Annotated in this window: 20 protein-coding genes; 11 read left to right on the top strand and 9 right to left on the bottom strand. The window is 74.0% G+C overall.

Going from position 1 to position 18,454, the window contains the following annotated elements; translation table 11 throughout:
- Nucleotides 1-17 precede the first annotated feature (17 nt).
- Nucleotides 18-836 (top strand): CDP-diacylglycerol--serine O-phosphatidyltransferase, encoded by an 819-nt coding sequence (pssA, locus tag ABZT17_RS03125; protein WP_356343058.1) that lies wholly within the window; start codon nt 18-20, stop codon nt 834-836.
- A gap of 74 nt (nt 837-910) precedes the next feature.
- On the opposite strand, the gene ABZT17_RS03120 is transcribed toward pssA, so the two are convergent.
- Nucleotides 911-2,029, bottom strand: coding sequence for a glycerate kinase (locus ABZT17_RS03120; protein WP_356343056.1), 1,119 nt, complete (start codon nt 2,027-2,029; stop codon nt 911-913).
- A gap of 214 nt (nt 2,030-2,243) precedes the next feature.
- Between ABZT17_RS03120 and ABZT17_RS03115 the strand changes: the two genes are divergently transcribed.
- The 3 genes from ABZT17_RS03115 (at nt 2,244) to ABZT17_RS03105 (ending at nt 4,725) form a co-directional block, all read left to right on the top strand.
- Nucleotides 2,244-3,317: an ADP-ribosylglycohydrolase family protein gene (locus ABZT17_RS03115; RefSeq protein ID WP_356342972.1), complete on the top strand. Its 1,074-nt coding sequence runs from the start codon at nt 2,244-2,246 to the stop codon at nt 3,315-3,317.
- 97 nt (nt 3,318-3,414) lie between these two features.
- Complete coding sequence (locus ABZT17_RS03110; RefSeq protein WP_356342970.1) at nt 3,415-3,909, top strand: NUDIX hydrolase; 495 nt, start codon at nt 3,415-3,417, stop codon at nt 3,907-3,909.
- A gap of 78 nt (nt 3,910-3,987) precedes the next feature.
- A complete protein-coding gene (locus ABZT17_RS03105) occupies nt 3,988-4,725 on the top strand; it encodes a Sir2 family NAD-dependent protein deacetylase (RefSeq protein ID WP_356342967.1) in 738 nt (245 codons plus the stop codon).
- 40 nt (nt 4,726-4,765) lie between these two features.
- On the opposite strand, the gene ABZT17_RS03100 is transcribed toward ABZT17_RS03105, so the two are convergent.
- Together ABZT17_RS03100 and ABZT17_RS03095 are read right to left on the bottom strand one after the other, a co-directional pair.
- Nucleotides 4,766-5,248: a methylated-DNA--[protein]-cysteine S-methyltransferase gene (locus tag ABZT17_RS03100; RefSeq protein ID WP_356342965.1), complete on the bottom strand. Its 483-nt coding sequence runs from the start codon at nt 5,246-5,248 to the stop codon at nt 4,766-4,768.
- Between the two features lie 8 nt (nt 5,249-5,256).
- Nucleotides 5,257-6,834, bottom strand: a complete 1,578-nt coding sequence (locus tag ABZT17_RS03095) for an AlkA N-terminal domain-containing protein (protein WP_356342963.1) — start codon at nt 6,832-6,834, stop codon at nt 5,257-5,259.
- Nucleotides 6,835-6,997: 163 nt separating this feature from the next.
- On the opposite strand from ABZT17_RS03095, the gene ABZT17_RS03090 reads away from it, so the two are divergent.
- Nucleotides 6,998-7,360: a metalloregulator ArsR/SmtB family transcription factor gene (locus ABZT17_RS03090; protein ID WP_356342961.1), complete on the top strand. Its 363-nt coding sequence runs from the start codon at nt 6,998-7,000 to the stop codon at nt 7,358-7,360.
- Between the two features lie 16 nt (nt 7,361-7,376).
- Nucleotides 7,377-8,534, top strand: coding sequence for an MFS transporter (locus ABZT17_RS03085; protein ID WP_356342959.1), 1,158 nt, complete (start codon nt 7,377-7,379; stop codon nt 8,532-8,534).
- 97 nt (nt 8,535-8,631) lie between these two features.
- Here the strand turns inward: ABZT17_RS03085 and ABZT17_RS03080 are convergent, their stop codons facing one another.
- A complete protein-coding gene (locus ABZT17_RS03080) occupies nt 8,632-9,021 on the bottom strand; it encodes a BlaI/MecI/CopY family transcriptional regulator (protein WP_356342956.1) in 390 nt (129 codons plus the stop codon).
- 319 nt (nt 9,022-9,340) lie between these two features.
- Between ABZT17_RS03080 and ABZT17_RS03075 the strand changes: the two genes are divergently transcribed.
- The 3 genes from ABZT17_RS03075 (at nt 9,341) to ABZT17_RS03065 (ending at nt 12,097) form a co-directional block, all read left to right on the top strand.
- Nucleotides 9,341-10,681, top strand: a complete 1,341-nt coding sequence (locus tag ABZT17_RS03075; RefSeq protein ID WP_356343053.1) for a hypothetical protein — start codon at nt 9,341-9,343, stop codon at nt 10,679-10,681.
- Nucleotides 10,682-10,794: 113 nt separating this feature from the next.
- The gene (locus ABZT17_RS03070; protein ID WP_356342953.1) at nt 10,795-11,763 is read left to right on the top strand and encodes a lysylphosphatidylglycerol synthase domain-containing protein; all 969 of its coding nucleotides are present in this window, start codon (nt 10,795-10,797) and stop codon (nt 11,761-11,763) included.
- A gap of 40 nt (nt 11,764-11,803) precedes the next feature.
- Complete coding sequence (locus ABZT17_RS03065; protein ID WP_356342950.1) at nt 11,804-12,097, top strand: hypothetical protein; 294 nt, start codon at nt 11,804-11,806, stop codon at nt 12,095-12,097.
- Here ABZT17_RS03065 and ABZT17_RS03060 read toward each other — a convergent pair.
- From ABZT17_RS03060 to ABZT17_RS03040, 5 genes are all read right to left on the bottom strand, one after another.
- Complete coding sequence (locus ABZT17_RS03060; RefSeq protein ID WP_356342948.1) at nt 12,078-13,385, bottom strand: HAMP domain-containing sensor histidine kinase; 1,308 nt, start codon at nt 13,383-13,385, stop codon at nt 12,078-12,080. The two genes, ABZT17_RS03065 and ABZT17_RS03060, sit on opposite strands and share 20 nt — an antisense overlap.
- Before the next feature lie 392 nt (nt 13,386-13,777).
- Nucleotides 13,778-14,440, bottom strand: coding sequence for a response regulator transcription factor (locus ABZT17_RS03055; RefSeq protein ID WP_356342946.1), 663 nt, complete (start codon nt 14,438-14,440; stop codon nt 13,778-13,780).
- Between the two features lie 126 nt (nt 14,441-14,566).
- Nucleotides 14,567-15,325, bottom strand: a complete 759-nt coding sequence (locus ABZT17_RS03050) for a phosphatase PAP2 family protein (protein WP_356342944.1) — start codon at nt 15,323-15,325, stop codon at nt 14,567-14,569.
- A 56-nt stretch (nt 15,326-15,381) separates the two neighbouring features.
- Nucleotides 15,382-15,987 carry a phosphatase PAP2 family protein gene (locus ABZT17_RS03045; RefSeq protein WP_356342942.1) on the bottom strand — a complete coding sequence of 202 codons (606 nt, stop codon included), beginning with the start codon at nt 15,985-15,987 and terminating at the stop codon, nt 15,382-15,384.
- Nucleotides 15,984-16,652: a DedA family protein gene (locus tag ABZT17_RS03040; protein WP_356342940.1), complete on the bottom strand. Its 669-nt coding sequence runs from the start codon at nt 16,650-16,652 to the stop codon at nt 15,984-15,986. Before ABZT17_RS03040 ends, ABZT17_RS03045 begins: the two co-directional genes overlap by 4 nt.
- A gap of 118 nt (nt 16,653-16,770) precedes the next feature.
- Here ABZT17_RS03040 and ABZT17_RS03035 point away from each other — a divergent pair, with 118 nt between their 5' ends.
- Nucleotides 16,771-17,193: a BlaI/MecI/CopY family transcriptional regulator gene (locus ABZT17_RS03035; protein ID WP_356342938.1), complete on the top strand. Its 423-nt coding sequence runs from the start codon at nt 16,771-16,773 to the stop codon at nt 17,191-17,193.
- A gap of 102 nt (nt 17,194-17,295) precedes the next feature.
- Nucleotides 17,296-18,255, top strand: coding sequence for a M56 family metallopeptidase (locus tag ABZT17_RS03030; RefSeq protein WP_356342936.1), 960 nt, complete (start codon nt 17,296-17,298; stop codon nt 18,253-18,255).
- Nucleotides 18,256-18,454 lie beyond the last annotated feature (199 nt).

Here is an 18,454-nt window from a genome sequence, read left to right as displayed (position 1 = left end):
ATACCCAGGCGGGCTGGGTGCCCGAGGCCGACGAGGTCGACGAAGAGGAGGAGATGCCTCTTTCTCTCCGCCTCTCGATAGCGGACACCCTCACCCTGGGCAACGCGACGTGCGGCTTCATGGCGGTGTACTTCACCACCACGGGCATCCTGATCCCGCACCTCACGGGTGACCAGGAGACCGGCATGGCCCGCCACAGCGCGGCGACCGCGGTCATCCTGATGCTGTGCGCGGCGGTCTTCGACCTCTTCGACGGCCTGGTCGCGCGCAAGCTGCGCTCCTCCCCCATGGGCGCGGAGCTGGACAACCTCTCGGACCTGATCAGCTTCGGTCTGGCGCCGGCGTACTTCGTCCTCGTCTACGGCATGGTCGCGGACGACGCGCACCAGAGAGTGGCCGCGGTGGGGGCGATCGTGGTGCTCCTGGCGGTCGTGCTCCGTCTCGCGCGCTTCTCCTGCGTGACGGTCCCGAACGGCATGTTCCAGGGGATGCCCTCGCCCTTCGGCGCCCTGACGGTCGTCTCGATCGTCCTGCTGGAGCTTCCCTTCGTGGCGACGCTCCTCGCCATCGTGGGCACCGCCTGGCTGATGGTCAGCCGCGTGGAGTACCCGAAGCCGCGGGGCCGCCTCGCGGTGGCCATGCTGTCCTGGATCGTCGTGTCCATGGGCCTCCTGGCCGCCTGGGCCTTCGACGCCCCCAGCGGCCAGCTCCTCCTCCAGACGGGCTGCGCGCTCCAGCTGGTCACCGGCGCGGTGATCCCGCTGTTCGCCACGGCCCGCCGGGTGAACAACTTCCGCGACAACCGCCGCGAGGCAAGGGCGGCACAGCTGCCGTAGCGGATGTCCTACGACGGTGAAGGGCCCCGAACCGGATCGGTTCGGGGCCCTTCGCGTTGCCGGGGGGCGCACCCTCAGGTGAGGAAGTCCCGCGCGATCTGCTCCGCCACCCGCTCCAGGATCGGCCCCGCGTCCGCGATGCACTTCACCACGTCCGGCTCCACCTGGGTGAGCGGATACGCCCGCCGGATGCCCGCCCGGCCCAGCGCCTCCGGCGGCAGTGCGAGGCGTCCGCACACCGCGATGACCTCCTTGTCGGCCGCCCGGGCCGCCGCGGCGACACCCGCGGGGGCCTTGCCGTGCAGGGTCTGCTCGTCCAGGGAGCCCTCGCCCGTGATCACCAGCGAGGCCCACCGCAGCGCCGGCGCGAAGCCCAGCACCTCCAGCATGACCTCGATACCGGGGCGGAACCGGGCGCCGAGCAGCAGGGCGCCGTAGCCGATGCCGCCCGCGGCGCCCGCGCCCGGGGAGGCCGCGTACTTGGCCGCCTCGGGGCCGAGCGGCTCCTCCAGCGCCTTCGCGAAGTGGGCGAGGGCCGCGTCCAGGATCTCCACGTCGTCCGGGGAGGCGCCCTTCTGCGGGCCGTACACGACCGGGGCGCCCTTCGGGCCGGTCAGTGGGTTGTCGACGTCGCTGGCCAGGATCAGTTCGACGGAGGCGAGCCGCGGGTCGAGTCCGGTGAGGTCGGCACGCGCCAGCTCGGCGAGGCCACCGCCGCCCGGGGCAACCGGCTCGCCGTCCGCGTCCAGGAACCGCGCGCCCAGCGCGGACAGCATCCCGGCACCGCCGTCGGTCGTGGCGCTGCCGCCGACGCCGAAGACGATGGTGCGGGCACCCGCGTCCAAGGCCGCCCGCAGCAGCTCTCCGGAACCGTACGTAGAGGCGGTGAGCGGCGCGAAGACACCCGCCGGCAGGCGCTGCAGCCCGCTCGCCTCGGCCATCTCCACCACGGCCGTCTCGCCGCGCAGCGCGAAGGCGGCCGTCACCTCGTGCCCGAGGGGCCCGGCGACGCGCACCTCCCGCCGCTCGAAACCGGCCGCGACCGCCGCGTCGACGGTGCCGTCGCCGCCGTCGGCCACCGGCAGCGCCTCGACCTCCACCTCCGGTACGACCCGGCGCAGTCCCGCCGTCACCCGCTCGGCGACCTGCACGGCCGTCAGCGACCCCTTGAACTTGTCCGCGGCGATGAGCACGCGCTGTGTCACCTGATGTTCCCCTTGCTCTCCGGGCCTCTCGCACGTCAAGGCCAGTCGCGCCGTTGCGACCTTAACCGGCGGACGTCCCCGCCGCCATGCGCTGCCCGGAGGCTGAGAACGGCGTGGGAGCAAGGTACGAGCGCCCTGGGAAGCGCCTGTGCGGACAGCCGGCCCCCTCGCAGCCACCGCCGTAATCGGCTAAACCGTTCCTATGACCCCTGTGGGTACTGAGCCAGAGCTCGCCGACCGCGTCCTCGGAGGCTGGCTGGGCCGGATCGCGGGCAACATGCTCGGCAAGCCGGTCGAGCAGGGCGACCTGTGGACGCGGGACCGGATCGACCGCTATCTGCGGCAGGCCGCCGCCCTGCCCCTGACCGACTATCTGCCCGAGCCCGCCGAGGAGAGCGACGGCTTCGAGCTGCGCCCCGAGTGGCGCCGGTGCGTGCGCGGCCGCATCCACGGCAGCTGCCGCGACGACGACGTCGACTACGCCATCCTCGGCCTCGATCTCCTGGAGACCCACGGCTTCGGCTTCAGCACCGAGCAGGTCGGCGACCTGTGGCTGGTGAGACTGCCGTATCTGCAGACGTTCACGGCGGAACGGGCGGCGTACCGCAATCTCGCCAACGGCCTGAAGCCACCGCTCACCGCCACCTACGACAACCCGTACCAGGAGTGGATCGGCGCCCTGATCCGCGCCGACATCTACGGCTGGACCTGCCCCGGCGTCCCGCGCCGCGCCGCCTCCCTGGCCCGCCGGGACGCGGTGCTGTCGCACACCGGCAACGGCGTGTACGGCGCGATGTGGGCGGCGGCGCTGATCGCCGCGGCGTTCACGGCGCCGACGGTGCGGCACGCGGTGGACGAGGCCCTGGCCGTCATCCCGGCGAGCAGCCGCCTCGCGCGCACGGTCCGCCGGGTCGTGTCCCTCCACGACACCCGGATGACCTGGGAGGACACCTTGACGACGGTGACCGAGGAGACCACGGGCCTCGGCTGGATCCACACGATCCCGAACGCGGCGGTGCTGACGGCCGGGCTGCTCTACGGCGACGGCGACTTCACCCGCACCATCACCCTCACCGTCCGCGGCGGCCTGGACACCGACTCCAACGGCGCCACGGCCGGCTCGGTGGCCGGCGTCCTCACCGGCGCCACCGCGATCCCACCCCAGTGGACGGCCCCCCTGGAGAACACCGTCCGCAGCGCGGTCTTCGGCTTCGACAACTCCCGGATAACCGAACTGGCGGAACGGACTGTGCGGTTGGTGGGGGTGGACGGGTGAGAGGGTGGGAGCGGGACGGCCGGGTGGGGGTCGTGCATGAGGCTCCGAGCTGAAAGGCCGGAGCTGAAGGTCCGGGGAATCTGGTTACTCTTCCTGGATGACCTCCAGCCAGGACTTCGCCACGTACATCGCGGGGCTGCCCCGTGTCCTCTCCGGTGCCGCCGCCCTCTTCCGGGACGCCGAGGGGCGGGTGCTGCTCGTCGAGCCCAACTACCGTGAGGGCTGGGCCCTTCCGGGCGGCACGATCGAGTCGGACGACGGTGAGACCCCACGCCGGGGCGCCCACCGCGAGACGCTCGAGGAGATCGGCCTCGACCGCGAACTCGGCCGCCTCCTCGCGGTGGACTGGGTGTACCGGCCGGGCTGGCCGCCGCTGGTGGCGTACCTCTACGACGGCGGCGTCCTCACCGAGGACGACCTCAAGGCGATCCGCCTCCAGGAGGAGGAGCTCCTCTCCTGGCGTCTGGTCCCCCGCGAGGACCTCGCCGACTACCTCCTGGGCACCCTCGGCCCCCGGGTCCTGGCGGCCCTGGACGTTCTCGCGGAGGGCTCGGGGACGGCGGAGCTGGAGAACGGCAAGCGGGTCGGCTGACACGGGCACGACGCCCTGGCGGTCGCCCGCGCGGATATCCGCTGGCCGCCCCGTATCCCCCGCCCTACCCTCGGCACCATGACCAAGCCCCTCGTCGCCATCCTGAGCGGTGCCGGTATCTCCACCGATTCGGGGATCCCCGACTATCGCGGGCCCAACGGGCTGTGGCGGAAGGATCCCGAGGCCGAGAAGCTCGTCACGTACGAGTACTACATGGGGGATCCGGAGATCCGTCGGCGGTCCTGGCAGATGCGGCGCAAGAACCGGACGCTGCACGCCGAACCGAACGCGGCGCACCTCGCCGTGGCCGACCTCGAACGGTCCGGGGTGCCGGTCCGGGTGATCACGCAGAACGTCGACGGACTGCACCAGCTCGCCGGGATGCCGACGCGCAAGGTGCTCGAACTGCACGGCAGCGCACGGAGTGTCGTCTGCACCGAGTGCCATGCGCGCGTGCCGATGGAGGACGCCCTCGCCCGGGTGGAGGCCGGCGAGGACGATCCGCCGTGTCTGGAGTGCGGCGGGATCCTGAAGTCGGCGACCGTGATGTTCGGCGAGCGACTCGACCCCGTCGTGCTCGGCGAGGCGGTCGCCATCAGCAAGGCCTGTCAGGTGTTCATCGCCGTGGGGAGCAGTCTGCAGGTCCAGCCGGCGGCGGGGCTCGCCGGGGTCGCCGCCGATCATGGCGCGCGGCTCGTGATCGTCAACGCCGAGCCGACCCCGTACGACGACCGCGCCGATGAACTCATCCGCGAACCGATCGGCACGGCACTGCCCCGGCTCACGCATCGGCTGGCTGAGGAGAGCCGCTCCTAGACTCCGGCGGGCCCGTCCGCCTCCCGCTCTAGCATCCCGGTCAGAACAGCGCGGTTCCGCTCTCGAAGTCGAGCAGGCGCTGTTTGCGGGCCAGGCCGCCGCCGTAGCCCGTGAGGCCGCCGTCGGCGCCGACCACCCGGTGGCAGGGCACGATGATGCCGATCGGGTTCCTGCCGTTGGCGAGGCCGACCGCGCGGGAGGCGGACGGGTTGCCGAGGGCCCCGGCGAGTTCGCCGTAGGTACGGGTCTCGCCGTAGGGGATCCTGCGGAGTTGGTCCCAGACCGTGCGCTGGAACGCGGTGCCGTTCAGGCGCAGTTCGAGGGTGAACTCCTTCAACTCGCCCGAGAAGTAGGCCCGCAGCTGTTCCTCGGCCTCGGCGAAGAGGGTGTCGTCCCTGGCTCCGAATGTCTCCTCCGCCGGACGGTGGCGCTGGTCGGTCATGTAGAGGCCGCACAGGACTCCGTCCTCGGCCACGAGGGTGAGGAGTCCGTACGGGCTGTCGGTCACGGTGTGCTGCTTCATGAACGTCCTTATACGGGAAGGAAGTTGATCGGGTGGCTGCCGGTCGCCCACAGGTACTGGACGGCGTACGCCCGCCAGGGGCGCCAGGCCGCGGCGCGGGCGGTGAGGGCCGCCGGGGTGGCGGGGAGTCCCAACTCCTCGGCCGAGTAACGGATTCCGAGATCGGTGGGGAGGAAGGCGTCCGGGTCGCCGAGGGCCCGCATGGCGATGACGTCGACCGTCCAGGGGCCGAAGCCGGGGAGGGCGAGGAGGCGGGCGCGGGTCTCCTGCCAGTCACTCTCCGGGCCCAAGTGGAGCGAGCCGGAGGCCAGTTGAGTGACCAGCGTGGTGAAGGTGGCGCGGCGGGTGCGGGGCATCGCCAGGGACTCGGGGTTTACGGCGGCCAGGGCCTCGGGGGTGGGGAAGAGGTGGGTGAGGCCGCCCTCCTGATCGTCCACCGGGTCGCCGTACGCCGTGACCAGTCGGGCCGCGTGGGTGCGGGCCGCCGCCGTGGAGACCTGCTGGCCGAGGACGGCCCGTACGGCGAACTCCGCCTCGTCGACCGTGCGCGGGACACGTCGGCCGGGTGCCTTGTCGACCAGCGGGGCCAGCACCGGGTCGGCGTGCAGCTGGTCGTCGATCGCGACGGGGTCGGCGTCCAGGTCGAGCATGCGGCGGCAGCGGCTGATGGCGACCGGCAGATCGCGCAGGTCGCTGAGGGTGAGGCGGCAGGCGATGTGATCGGCCGCGGGGGTGAGGGCCGCGATGCCATGGCCGTAGGGGAGGCGGAGGGTCCGGCGGTAGGCACCGTCGCGCCACTCCTCGACGCCGGGTACGGCGGTCGCGGCGAGGTGGCCGAAGAGGTTGTCGGGGTTGAGCGGCGCACGGAAGGGGAGCCGGAGCGAGAGGGTCCCCGGGGTACCGGGGTTCCCCGCACCCAAGTCCCCGGAGGCGCCGCCGGTTCCCCCACCGGGTGCGGTCGGCATGGTGTGGTCGGTCGGCATCCGTGGGCCGGACGCCGGACGGCTCCCCTTCGGCAGTCGGGCCCGTAGTTCGCTCGGGGCGAGGGCGAAGACCTCGCGGACGGTGTCGTTGAAGGTGCGGATGGAGGAGAAGCCGGCGGCGAAGGCGATCTCCGCCATCGGCAGCGGGGTCGTCTCGATCAACAGGCGTGCGGTCTGGGCGCGTTGGGCGCGGGCCAGGGCCAGCGGGCCCGCGCCGAGTTCGGCCAGGAGCTGGCGTTCGATCTGCCGGGTGCTGTAGCCGAGGCGGGCGGCGAGGCCGGGGACGCCCTCGCGGTCCACGATGCCGTCGGCGATCAGCCGCATCGCGCGGGCCACCAGATCGGCGCGCTGGTTCCACTCCGGGGAGCCGGGGCTGGTGTCGGGCCGGCAGCGCTTGCAGGCCCGGAAGCCGGCCTGCTGGCAGGCGGCCGCGCTCGGGTAGAAGGTCATGTTCCCGGGCTTGGGCGGTACGACCGGGCAGCTGGGCCGGCAGTAGATCCGGGTGGTCAGGACGGCCGTGAAGAACCATCCGTCGAAGCGGGCGTCCTTGGACTTCACGGCCCGTACGCAGCGCTCTCGGTCGGTGTGCATCCCGTTCTGCATGAGTCCAGCATCGGCGACGGGAGGAAGTCGCGGCTGGCGAGAATCCGACATCACGGTGGGCTGTCCTGCGACGGCGCGGATCACGGCACGGATCACCTCGGGGAACCACCAGGGCGTATGAACGGTCGTTCACCTGTTCATGGCCGGTGGGTAGGATGCCCGTATGGGTCATGGAGCCGCCACCACCGCGCAGGACACCGCCGAGCGCGTGCGTCTGGACGCGGCCAACGTCGCCAAGGTGGCCACCACGCTCCAGGCCCTGTCGACTCCCTCCCGGCTGCTGATCCTCGCGCGGCTGCGCGAAGGCCCGCTGCCCGCGACCGAGTTGGCGGCCGAGGTGGGCATGGAGCAGTCCGCGTGCTCGCACCAGTTGCGGCTGCTGCGGAACCTGGGGCTGGTCGTCGGCGAGCGGCGCGGGCGGTCGGTGGTGTACGCGCTGCACGACCACCATGTCGCCGAACTCCTCGACCAGGCCGTCTACCACGTCGAGCATCTGCGGCTGGGGATCAGTGACGCCGGGGAGTGACCCCGCGCGAGCTCGGATGTGGCCTCTGTACGCCGCCGGGTTCACCACCGCGTTCGGAGCCCACGGCATCGCCGCGAACCTCGGTGCCGCCGGGCACGACACCGTGACCTCGCTGCTCGTCCTGGGTGGACTGCTCGCGCTCTACGACGGTGCGGAAGTACTGCTCAAACCCGTCTTCGGCACGCTGGCCGACCGCGTCGGCGCGCGGCCGGTGCTGCTCGGCGGGCTGGTGGCGTTCGCGCTCGCGTCCTCGGTGTACGTCCTCGCGGGCAGCCCGGGGTGGCTGTGGGCGGCCCGGCTGGGGCAGGGGGCGGCGGCCTCAGCGTTCTCACCGGCCGCCTCCGCGCTGGTGTCCCGGCTCAATCCGGCGGCGAAGCAGGGGCGGGCGTTCGGTAGTTACGGCTTCTACAAGTCGATCGGGTACACGCTGGGCCCGCTGCTGGGCGGGGTGCTGGTGTGGGCGGGCGGGCTGCGGCTGCTGTTCACGGTGCTGGCGGTGCTGGGTGCGGGGGTCGCAGTGTGGGCGTGGGCCGCCGTACCCGTCGTACCGCCGCTCCCCCGTGCCCGGCAGACCGTGCTGGACCTGGCGCGGCGGCTGGCGGACCCGGCGTTTCTCGTGCCGACGGCCGCGCTCGCCGGCGCGACGGCGGCGCTGTCGGTGGGGGTGGGGTTCCTGCCGGTGTCCGGCCGGGCGGCGGGGTTCGGGACGGTGGCGACGGGGGCCGCGGTGTCGGTGCTGGCCGCGTGCGCGGCGGTCGTACAGCCGCATGCCGGGCGTGCGCTGGACGCGGGGCGGCTCGGCACGCGCACCGGGCTCACCGCCGGGCTGCTGCTCTCCGCGGCGGGGACGGCCTGCGCGACGCTGCCCGGGCCGGCGGGCGTCCTGCTCGCCGCGGCTCTCATCGGCGTCGGCACGGGACTGATCACCCCGCTGGGCTTCGCGGCCCTCGCCTCCTCCACTCCGAAGGAGCGGCTCGGCCAGACCATGGGCGCGGCCGAACTCGGACGCGAACTCGGCGACGCGGGCGGCCCGTTGCTGGTGGCCGCGGTCGCCACGGTGGCGACCCTGACGTACGGGTACGCGGCGCTGGCGGTGCTCCTGGTGGGCGGGGCGGGAGTGGTGGCGCGGCGAGGAGTGCGCGAGAAGCCGGACCGGCCGGAGACACCCGTCTGAGGCTCGCCTGCCAGGGCCCACCTGGGCTGCCGCCTGTTCGTCGGCCCAGCGTTCGACCGGGTGGGCGACCGTCGTACGCCCGGACCGCCCGGCCCCCTCACGCCTCCGGCTCCGCCTCCCCCAGCAGCTCCCGCAGCGCGCTCTCCTCCTCCGGACTCAGGCCGGTGACGAACTGCTGCAGGGCCGCTATCGGGTCCGGGCCCCGGTCCAGGGCCTGGTGCATGGCCTCGGCGGTCATCTGGGCCGCGTTCTTCGCGGGGCGGTAGGCGCCGCGGCGGCCGTCGGCGTCGCGCAGGACGAGGCTCTTGTCGTGGAGCCGCCGCAGGATGGTGTGGACGGTGTTGTAGGCGAGTCCGTCGCCGAGTTCGGCCTGGATCTCGGCCGGGGTGAGGGCACGGTCCGTCGCCCACAGAGTGGCGAGGACCTCGCTCTCCAGCTCGCCCGGGCTGCGTCGCTCGGCCCTGCCGCGAGGGGTCGTGCCTGCCATGGCCACCACCTTACGGCGCGTAGGGGCCCCCGGTCACCGGCTCGCACCCCGCCCTTACCCGCCTCGCACTCGGCCCCGACCTACAGGTTGTAGGGTGACCCCAGGCCCCAACCCTACAACCTGTAGGGCCGAACGACGGACGGACCGGACGATGGCCAGGGCTCCAGACCAAGCACCCGCCACCGGGCGCGCCCGCGTGCTGCCCGACGGGCACCCGCCCCGCGTCCGTCCCCCCTGGCGCCGCCGCCCGGACGCACTGTGGCTCGCGGCCGTGGCGGGCGCGTTCACCCTCCTCCAACTCGCCCTGGTCCGGCCCGGGATGGGCCTCGGCTGGGACGAGACGGTGTACGTCAGCCAGGTCAGCGGACACGCCCCGGCGGCCTTCTTCAGCGCACCCCGCGCGCGTGGCATCACTCTGCTGGTCGCCCCGATCACCTCATGGTCGTCGTCGACCCCGCTGCTGCGGGTCTGTCTGGCGGTCCTCGCCGGACTCGGCCTGCTCTGGGCCCTGCGCGCCTGGCGCGGCCGGTTCCCGGTGCGGGTGATCGCGGCCGGCGGCGCGCTCTTCGCGTCCCTGTGGATCACCCTCTTCTACGGTCCTCAGGTGATGCCCAACTACTGGGTGGCCGTGGGCGCGCTGGCCACCGTGGGCTTCGCGCTCACCGCCCGCGCCGACCGCGCCCGCCGCGGCCCCGTGTGGGGCATGGCCGCGGGCGCCGCGCTGATGGCCTGGATGCGGCCGACGGACGCCGTCTGGGTGGTACTCCCGCTGCTGGCGCTTCTCCTGCGGGACCGGCGGCCGCGCCCGCTGCTCGCCCTCCTCGGCGGGCTCGCGGCGGGAGCGGCCGAGTGGGTCGTCGAGGCGTACGTCCGCTACGGCGGCCTCAGCGCCCGGCTCTCGGCCGGCTCCCGCATCCAGGGCGGTCTCGGCCTGCACAACGCGGTGATCGACCAGCTGCGCAGCCTCGGCGGGCGCGCGCTGTGCCGTCCCTGCACGGGGGCGGTACCGAGCGCGCCGGTCATCGCCTGGTGGTTCGTGCTGCCGCTGCTCGCGCTCACCGCGCTGGTGCTCGCGGTGCGGGCCCGGCGCACCCTGCGGACACTGCTCCCGCTGTCCTGCGCAGCGTCGGCGGCGGTGCCGTACCTCTTCCTCATCGGCTACGCGGCGCCCCGCTTCCTGCTGCCCGCCTACGCGCTCCTCGCGATCCCCGTCGCGGACGCCCTGTTCCGGCTGGTCGCCGTGGCGGCGGGGCGTTGGCGGCCGGTCGTGGTGACGCTGGTGGCCGTGGGGGTGGCGGGGCATCTGGCGGTGCAGCTGGCGGTGCTGGAGACCGCGGTGTCCCGCACGACGGCCGAACACCGTGTCTGGGCCCGCTCCGCCGACGACCTGCGCCGGCTCGGCATGCGCCCGCCGTGCCTGCTCACCGGCGGCGACTCGGTCCCGATCGCCTTCTACGCCGGCTGCGGCTCGGCCCACACCGGCGGCCACGACGCCGACACCACCGCCGCGGCGCTGACCCGCACGGCGCAGCGCGTGCCCGTGGCCCTGCTGACGACCGACCCCGGCCATCCGCCGGCGTACGCGCGGGGGTGGCGGCTGCACCGGCTGCCGGACGGGTATGCCTATCTCGGGCCGGTCGCCGTGGGGAAACGGGCGTGAGCACCCCCTCGGGCACCGCACGCGAAGCGCATGGCGCGAGAAGCGCACCCGGCAGGAGTGCGTCCAGCAACTCACCCTTGTTGTCCGACGGTTGTGAGGGAAAGGGTGTCCCGATGAGCGCACCGGTCGACGTGCCCGTGGGCGTGGGCGCACGTGCTCCGTGGCAGACCCTGGTGGCGGCCGTGGTGGTGCTGGCCGGTGCCGGGCTCGCCGTACGGCACTGGCCCGTACTCGACGCCGGGGCCGATCAGTTGGTCGTCGCGGACCGGGGGTGGCTGTCCCTCGCCGCCCTGCTCGCCGTACTCACATGGGCGGGCGCCGCGCTCGCCCTGCAGGGCGCGGTGCGGGAGGCGCTGCCGGCCGGGCGTCTGGTGGCGGCCCAGTTCGCGGCGTCCGCGGCGAACCATGTGCTGCCCGCCGGGTTGGGCGCGGGCGCCGTCAATCTGCGGTTCCTGACGCGGTGCGGCCTCGCCCCCGGACGGGCGGCGACGGCGCTGGCGGTGAGGGGCGCGGCGGGAGCGGTGGTACGGGTGGGGCTGGTCGCGGGGCTCGCCGTGGCCTGTCCGGGGGTGCTGCGCGTGCCCTCGGTGGGCGGGACGAGGCTGCTGGTGGGGGCGGGGGTCGCCGGGGCGGCGCTGGCCGCGGCGGCCGTGGCCGTCCTGATCGGGAGGCGCGCGGGACAGCCGGCCCGGCTGCGGCGGGCGGCCGCCCGTGCGGTCGCCGACGTACGCGCCGTGCACGCCAACCCCGCCCGCGCGGCGGCTCTGTGGGGCGGTTCGCTGGTGTTCGCCCTGCTGCACACGGGAGTCGTGGTCGCCGTCGTACGGGCCCTCGATCTGTCGCTGCCGGTCGGCCAGGTCGGGCTCGCGTATCTCGCCGCGAGCAGCGCCGCCGTACTGCTGCCCACTCCCGGCGGGCTCGGGTCGCTGGACGCGGCGCTCGCCTGGGCACTGACCGCGGCCGGGGCCTCGGCGCAGGAGAGTGTGTCGGTGGTGATCGGGTACCGGCTGCTGACGGTCTGGGTGCCGCTGGTGCCGGGCCTGCTGGTCCTGGGCGGGCTGGTACGGACGAGGGTGCTGTGACACCCGGGCACCGGACGGTCAGGATGAGTTCAGGTGTGCGGTGACGGCGTCGCCGTATGACATCGGACACGACAACGGGCGCGTCCGCGCCTCCCCGCCGCCGAACACGGCCGCGCTGGAACAAGGTCCTTTGCTGAACGAGAAGGCCGGGCTCGGCCTGACCGGTGTGTCGCCGCTGATGAGCGTGCTGCCGGCGGCGGTGCTGGTCCAGCGTGGTCGGCACCCTCGTCAGCGCACCTCCATGGGCGACTTCCTCTCCGACAGCTCCGGGCTCGGTTACGCCGGTGTCCGGGAGCGGCGTCGGGCGGGCGCGGTCAGCCGGACGGCAGTCTGACCACGAAGTGCGCACCGGGGGCGGGTCGGTGGTGTCGGTCGTGGCCACGGACGTGGTCGTAGGGGTCGTAGGAGACCTCGCCTCCGGCGGAGCGGGCCAGGCGTCGTGCGAGCGGCAGTCCCAGGCCCGCTCCGGTGTGTCCGTCGGACGGGTCGGCGCGGCGTCCGGGCTGGAAGAGGTGCGGGGCGAAGGCGGGTGGGACGCCGGGGCCGTCGTCGGTGACGGAGATGCGCAGGCCGGTGTCGTCGCGGTCCGCGTGCAGGGTGACGGTCGAGGCGGCGTAGCGCAGGGCGTTGGCGAGCAGGGGGCTCACGATCCGTTCCAGAAGCGCCGGTTGGACGCCGGCCTCCAGCCGGGGGTCGGCGGCGTCGACGGTGACGGTCACATGGGCGGGGGTGACGTGCTGGTCGGCGAGGCGGCGGAGCGATGGCAGGACCGGGGCGGTACCGGGGGCGGTGGCCGTGTCCTCGCGGGCACTGGTCAGGAGGGTGTCGCAGATCGTGCGCATCGACTCGGCGGCCTCGGCGATCGTGCGGTGCGCGGCGCGGGTCTCGGCGGCGGTGCGGGGGCGCGAGCCGTACCAGTCCAGCTCGGCGACGATACGGCTCAGGGGGGTGCGCAGCTCGTGCGAGAGCTCGCCGGTCAGCTGCCGCTCGTGTCGCAGCACCGCCCGGATACGGTCCAGTAGGGCGTCCAACGAGGCTCCCAGCCGGGCCAGTTCGGCCGGGCGGTCCGCGCTGCCGAACCGCTCCTCGGAGGCGACCGCGCTCCACTGTGTGGCCTGGTCGGTCATCGTGCCCACCGGACGCAGCGCACGGCCCACCGCCAGCCGGGTCAGGGCGTAGGTGCAGGCCAGCATCACGGCGTCCAGGATCAGGGAGCCCAGCAGCAGCGTGTCGGCCGAACTCCGGTACGGGGACAGGTCCAGGGCCGTGACGACGGTCGCCGACTGCCGGGCGCCGGGGACGGGCTCGGCACAGAGCCGGACCGGTCCGGAACCGTGGTCGTCGACGGTGACGCAGCTGCGGCCGGCGTGACGGGCCAGGTCGTCGGCGACCCGGGTCAGGGGGCCCGCGGAGGGCGGGCGCTCCAGCGGGCGGGAGCCGGCGTAGATCCACGCATTGGCGTCCAGGAGACGGTCGTTGGCGGTCTCCAGGACCCGTACACGGGGACCGCTGGTGTCGACGGTGGTGGCGACCGCCGCGGCCCGGGTGCGCAGTTCGTCGTCCTCCTGACGGCGCAGATGATGGCGGACCACGGTGTTGAAGACGACGGTGAGGATCACCATCAACAGCGCGGCGGTGGTGAGCGCGACGAGAGAAAGACGGCCGCGGAGAGTACGGGGCGGGAGGGAAGGGCGCCGGAGGAGAGGGGGGAGACGGGGGTACGGGCGATGAGGGCGCGGGATGTGGAAGCGCGAGGGGCGAGGGCGAGGGCGAGGGGCCGGGGGCGAGAGGGGGGCGTGGGGGCGGGCGTCCGTGACCGAATTCTGGTCATGGGGACGGGCGTCCGTGGGCGAAAGCGGGGTATGGAGGCGAACGTCCCTGGCGCGGCGCGAAGGACGGAGCGGGGCGTCCGTGGGCGGGCCCAAGGGACCGGGACGGGAGACCGCGGGCGAGTCCGAAGGACGCTGCGGCGCATCCGAGGGCGGGTTCGAGGGGGCGGGGTGGGAGGGTGTGGTCATGACAGGCGGTGTCCGATTCCGCGGGTCGTGCCGATCGTCAGATCGCTGCCTGCTCCGCGGAGCTTGCGGCGCAGCCGGGTCAGGTACTGGTCGAGGGTGTTGTCGCTGACCTGGGCGCCCTCCGGCCAGGCGGACCGGACCAGGTCACGGCGGCTCACGATCTCCCCCGGCGCCGCCATGAGGGTGGCCAGAAGCCGGAACTCCGTCGGCGTCAGGTCGATCTCGGTGCCGCCGGCCGTGAGGCGGTGCCGTACGGCGTCCAGGACCAGGTCTCCGGCCGCGGCACGGGGCGCGGGTGCCGCGCGCTTGAGGGCGGCACGCAGTCGGGCGGCGAGTTCGGCCAGGTGAAAGGGCTTGGGGAGATAGTCGTCGCCGCCCGCGGAGAAGGCGGACAGCCGGTCGGTGAGGCCCTGGCGCGCGGTGAGGAAGATGACGGGGGACGAGAAGCCGTTGGCCCGCAGCGCCTGACACACGTCCCGCCCGTCCGCGTCCGGCAGCCCCACGTCGAGCACGGCCGCGGAGACGCCGTCCCCGGCCAGCCGCAGCGCGGTCGCCCCGTCGGCCGCGGGCACGGTGGCGAACCCCTCGTCCCGGAGGCCGCGCAGCAGGACGTCACGCAGGGCGTGATCGTCCTCGACGACCAGGATCTTGTGGGTCATGGGTCTCCGTCGAGGGTGGGTGTGGCTGTGGCTGTGGCTGTGGCTGTGGGGAGAGAGGGGCTGGATGGGAGGGACTGGGGCGGGCCGGGGTGGGGCGGGTGGCGGGCGATGGCATCCAGGGCTGTTTCAGTCGGCCGGGCGTGTCCGGTGCGGGTCGGCGCCGTGGTGTGGGAGGTCCGGCGTGGATGTGCCGTTCGTGTTCTCGCGCTCCGGTGCCGTACGCCTGCCGCGCGCCGTGGGCATGCCGGTCCTCCCGGACACACCGCCGCCGATCGCCTCCGGCGGCAGCCACCTGGCGAGAGCCCACCAGCACAGCCCCAGCCAGGCCGACGCCAGCAACCAGCCGCCGAGGACATCGCTGGCCCAGTGCACACCGAGGTAGGCCCGGGTCGCTCCGACCGCCACCGCCCAGCAGACGGCGACCACGCACGTCGTACGCGCGAGGTCGGGGCGGGTGCGGCGGGTGAGGGCCCAGCACAGCAGTCCCGCGGTCACGGCGGAGGTGGTGGTGTGACCGGAGGGGAAGGCGTAGCCGGAGGCGTGGGACGCCCAGTCCGCGCGGTTCGGGCGAGGCCGGGCGAACAGCTCCATCAGTCCCGTACGCACGAGTTGCCCCGCGAAGAGCACCGCCAGGGCGGCGCCCACGGCTCTGAGCCGCCCACCGGTGCCCCGCCCGGCGATGACCCCGGCCGCCACGACGATCACATACGGCCATACGCCGGTCCCGGTCGCGGTGAACCCCCGCGCGAGCGCCAGCGCGACCGGCGGCCGGTGTCCGAGCCCCCAGGTGTGGATCGCCGTATCACCCGGAAGGGGGGCTCCATGACGGACGGCCACCGCGGTCGCGAGGGCGACGAAGAGCACCGCGCAGACGAGGGGAAGCATGAGGGGCAGCACGAGGGCGAGCGACAGCCGCCCCCGGTCTCCACGCCCCGCCGGCCTCACGCCCTCGTCACCAACCCCCGGAACCGGCTGTCCGCCACACGCCCCACCAGCGGCGCCGCCCGGTCCGCGGCCCGCATCAGCGCCCACGCCAGCACCGCCCCCAGCGCCAGCCCCACCGCCACGTCATGCGGATAGTGGACGCCGATCCAGACGCGCGAGACGGCCATCAGGACGGCGGCCACCGCGGCGACCCGGCCCAGTTGGTGGTCGACGAGGGCCAGGGCCGTCGCGGCGGCGCCGGCGATCACCGCGTGGTTGCTGGGGAACGACCAGTCGCCCGCCCCCGGGCACGCCTCGACGGTCACGGTGTGCAGGGTCCGGCAGGGTCGTTGCTCGGCCACCGCGGACTTCAGCAGCACGTCGGCCGCGTAGACCAGCACCACGATCACGGGGGCCGCGAGCGCGCGCACCATGTGCTGCTCCCCGGCGCCCCGGGCCCGCCACCACGCGGCGAGCATCAGTACGCCGAACAGGGCCAGGCCGTAGTCGGAGAAGGCCGCGATCACGGTGTCCACGGAGTGCGGTGTGTCGCCGGCCAGGCCGGTGATCCAGGTGTACAGGCCGCCGTCGACCGAGGCGCCGCCGAAGGCGAGGCCGGTCATGAGGAGGCCTCCGAGGACGAGGCTCGGCGAGCCCGCGCGCGGCGGGCCTCCAGGACGAGCGGGGTCAGGGAGGCGATGACGATGAGGGCGACCAGCGGGAGGAGGTAGTGGTCGACGTTCGGGATGGAGGAGCCGAGTGCGTAGCCGCCCAGGACCAGGCCGACCGTCCAGACCAGGCCGCCGACCACCTGCCACACCGTGAACACCCGCACCGGCACGTCGAGCGCGCCCGCCAGCGGGTTCAGCACCGTCCGCACCACCGGCACGAAGCGGGCCAGTACGACCGCCTTGGCATGGCCGTAGCGCGCGAGCAGTTCCTCGGCGCGCTCGGCGCCCTCGTGCAGCTTCCTCGCCCGGCTGCGGGCCAGTAGCGCACGGCCGCCGCGACGCCCTATCCAGTACCCCGTCTGCGCCCCGAGCAGCGCCCCGGCCACGGCGGCGGGCAGCACCTGCGGGAGCGACAGGTGGACACCGCCGCGGCCGCCGCCCACGCACAGCAATCCCGCCGTGAACAGCAGGGAGTCACCGGGCAGGAAGAAACCGACCAGCAGACCGGTCTCGGCGAACAGGACGACGGCCACGCCGAGCGCGCCGAAGGTGGACAGCAGGGAACCGGGATCCAGGACGTTCACCGCCTGGGCCATGGCGGACTGGGCAGCTGCCATGCAGGCGACCCCTCTCATACTGGGACGTGGGCGGAGCGGGCACGCTCCGCACCGAGCGACTACAGTTATGTAGACCGTCTACTCCACTGTAGACGAATGAGAGCCGAGGAGCGTTCCCATGCCCGAGGGGCAGATCGACGAGCCGGCCTACGACCCGGCCGACGGCCGCACGGACCGGCGGCCGGCGGGCGAGCTGGAGGCCGGGGTGCTGGCCGCGCTGTGGGCCGCCGACGGGCCGCTCACACCCGGCGCCGTCCAGCTGGAGCTCGGCAACGGCCTCGCCCGCACCACCGTCACCACCATCCTCACCCGTCTGCACGCCAAGGGTGTGGTGACCCGGGCGCGCTCCGGTCGGGGCTACGCCTACGCCCCCGCCCAGGACTCGCACGGTCTGACCGCCCGCCGTATGCACGCGGAACTGGACAAGGACGAGGATCGCGGCACCGTCCTCGCCCGCTTCGTCTCCGACCTGAGCCCCGAGGACGAACAGCTGCTGCGGAGCCTGCTGGACGGGTCGGGGGCGCAGGGCGGGACACCGTAACAGAAAAGGGCCGTACGGAAACGGAAGGCGGTCGCGCGGCCGCCGTCGTCGGTCACCCCGCGTAGGCTGATCCACAACGGACCGGCGGCCCTGGAGGAATTCGTGATCTACGCCGTGTGGCTTCCGCTGCTCGTGCCGTTGCTGGCCGTGCCCTCGGCCCGGCGTGGTGCCGAGTTGCTGCCGCCGCGGGCCGCCGCCTGGGCGCTGAGCGGTCTCGCGCTGGTCCTCGCCCTCTCCAGTACGGCCGCGTTGGCGCTGCTCGCGCTCGCCGGTGCGCTGCGGCTGCCGTTCGTCGCCGCGCTCGGCCATCTCTCGCCCCATCTGCTCGGCGACGGCTCGCCCGCCACCTTGCCGGGCGCGGTCCTGGCCGCTCTCGCGCTGGCCGGCGGCGGCGCCCTGCTGCTGCACCGGACCCGTCGTCACCTGCGTGAACTGCGCACCGCTCACGGACAGTTCGGCGACGAGGCGACGGCCGGCGGTCTGTCCGTGCGGCACGACGGGCGTCCGGACGCCTATGCCCTGCCGGGGCGGCCGGGCCGCATCGTGGTGACCACCGGCATGCTGCGCGCCCTCGACGCGCGCGAGCGCGAGGTGCTGCTCGCCCATGAGCGCGCCCATCTCAGGTGCCGCCACCATCTCTTCCTCGCCGCCGGCGAGTTCGCCGCCGCCCTGCACCCGGCCCTGCGTGGTCTGCGCGCCCCGCTCTCGTACGCGCTGGAGCGCTGGGCCGACGAGTCCGCCGCGCGGGCGACCGGTGACCGCGCCCTGACCGCCCGCGCCGTCGGCCGCGCGGCGCTCGCCGCCCACGCCGCCGGTCCCGCGCCCCGGCCCGGGCTGTCCCTCACGGCCACCGCCGGTCCAGTACCCCGCCGCGTCACCGCGCTCCTGAACAAGCCCGTCCCCACCGGCCGTCTGCTCCCCCGCGCCCTGGCCGGACTGCTCCTCGCCTGTGTGGCCCTGTCGGCGACGGCATCCCTGGAAGCGGCCACCGACCTGCACAACGGCATCGAGGTCGCCCAGGGCGAGACCGTCCACGCCACGGACCACACCCCCGGCGACTGACCCCGCCCCACCAGGGCTCGCCCGCCCCGGTCCGCTTCAGGGCCCATCCACCCAAGGCCGCGCCCACATCAGGACCCGGCCGCCCCAGACCCACCCACACCAGGCCCCGCCCACACCAGGACCCGTCCGCCCCAGACCCCGCCCACACCAGGACCCGTCCGCCCCAGACCCCGCCCACACCAGGACCCGTCCGCCCCAG

The sequence above is a fragment of the Streptomyces sp. NPDC005648 genome, assembly GCF_040605395.1.
Taxonomy (GTDB): domain Bacteria; phylum Actinomycetota; class Actinomycetes; order Streptomycetales; family Streptomycetaceae; genus Streptomyces.
This window is presented reverse-complemented; position numbering and strand designations above follow the sequence as displayed.

Coding starts and splice junctions, on each gene's coding strand:
- ABZT17_RS03090 (WP_356342961.1), top strand. CDS start 6,998: ATGGGTCATGGAGCCGCCACCACCGCGCAGGACACCGCCGAGCGCGTG.
- ABZT17_RS03100 (WP_356342965.1), bottom strand. CDS start 5,248: ATGAAGCAGCACACCGTGACCGACAGCCCGTACGGACTCCTCACCCTC.
- ABZT17_RS03105 (WP_356342967.1), top strand. CDS start 3,988: ATGACCAAGCCCCTCGTCGCCATCCTGAGCGGTGCCGGTATCTCCACC.
- ABZT17_RS03075 (WP_356343053.1), top strand. CDS start 9,341: ATGGGCCTCGGCTGGGACGAGACGGTGTACGTCAGCCAGGTCAGCGGA.
- ABZT17_RS03070 (WP_356342953.1), top strand. CDS start 10,795: ATGAGCGCACCGGTCGACGTGCCCGTGGGCGTGGGCGCACGTGCTCCG.
- ABZT17_RS03085 (WP_356342959.1), top strand. CDS start 7,377: ATGTGGCCTCTGTACGCCGCCGGGTTCACCACCGCGTTCGGAGCCCAC.
- ABZT17_RS03045 (WP_356342942.1), bottom strand. CDS start 15,987: ATGACCGGCCTCGCCTTCGGCGGCGCCTCGGTCGACGGCGGCCTGTAC.
- ABZT17_RS03050 (WP_356342944.1), bottom strand. CDS start 15,325: ATGCTTCCCCTCGTCTGCGCGGTGCTCTTCGTCGCCCTCGCGACCGCG.
- ABZT17_RS03080 (WP_356342956.1), bottom strand. CDS start 9,021: ATGGCAGGCACGACCCCTCGCGGCAGGGCCGAGCGACGCAGCCCGGGC.
- ABZT17_RS03040 (WP_356342940.1), bottom strand. CDS start 16,652: ATGGCAGCTGCCCAGTCCGCCATGGCCCAGGCGGTGAACGTCCTGGAT.
- ABZT17_RS03110 (WP_356342970.1), top strand. CDS start 3,415: ATGACCTCCAGCCAGGACTTCGCCACGTACATCGCGGGGCTGCCCCGT.
- ABZT17_RS03055 (WP_356342946.1), bottom strand. CDS start 14,440: ATGACCCACAAGATCCTGGTCGTCGAGGACGATCACGCCCTGCGTGAC.
- ABZT17_RS03095 (WP_356342963.1), bottom strand. CDS start 6,834: ATGCAGAACGGGATGCACACCGACCGAGAGCGCTGCGTACGGGCCGTG.
- ABZT17_RS03060 (WP_356342948.1), bottom strand. CDS start 13,385: ATGGTGATCCTCACCGTCGTCTTCAACACCGTGGTCCGCCATCATCTG.
- ABZT17_RS03035 (WP_356342938.1), top strand. CDS start 16,771: ATGCCCGAGGGGCAGATCGACGAGCCGGCCTACGACCCGGCCGACGGC.
- ABZT17_RS03115 (WP_356342972.1), top strand. CDS start 2,244: ATGACCCCTGTGGGTACTGAGCCAGAGCTCGCCGACCGCGTCCTCGGA.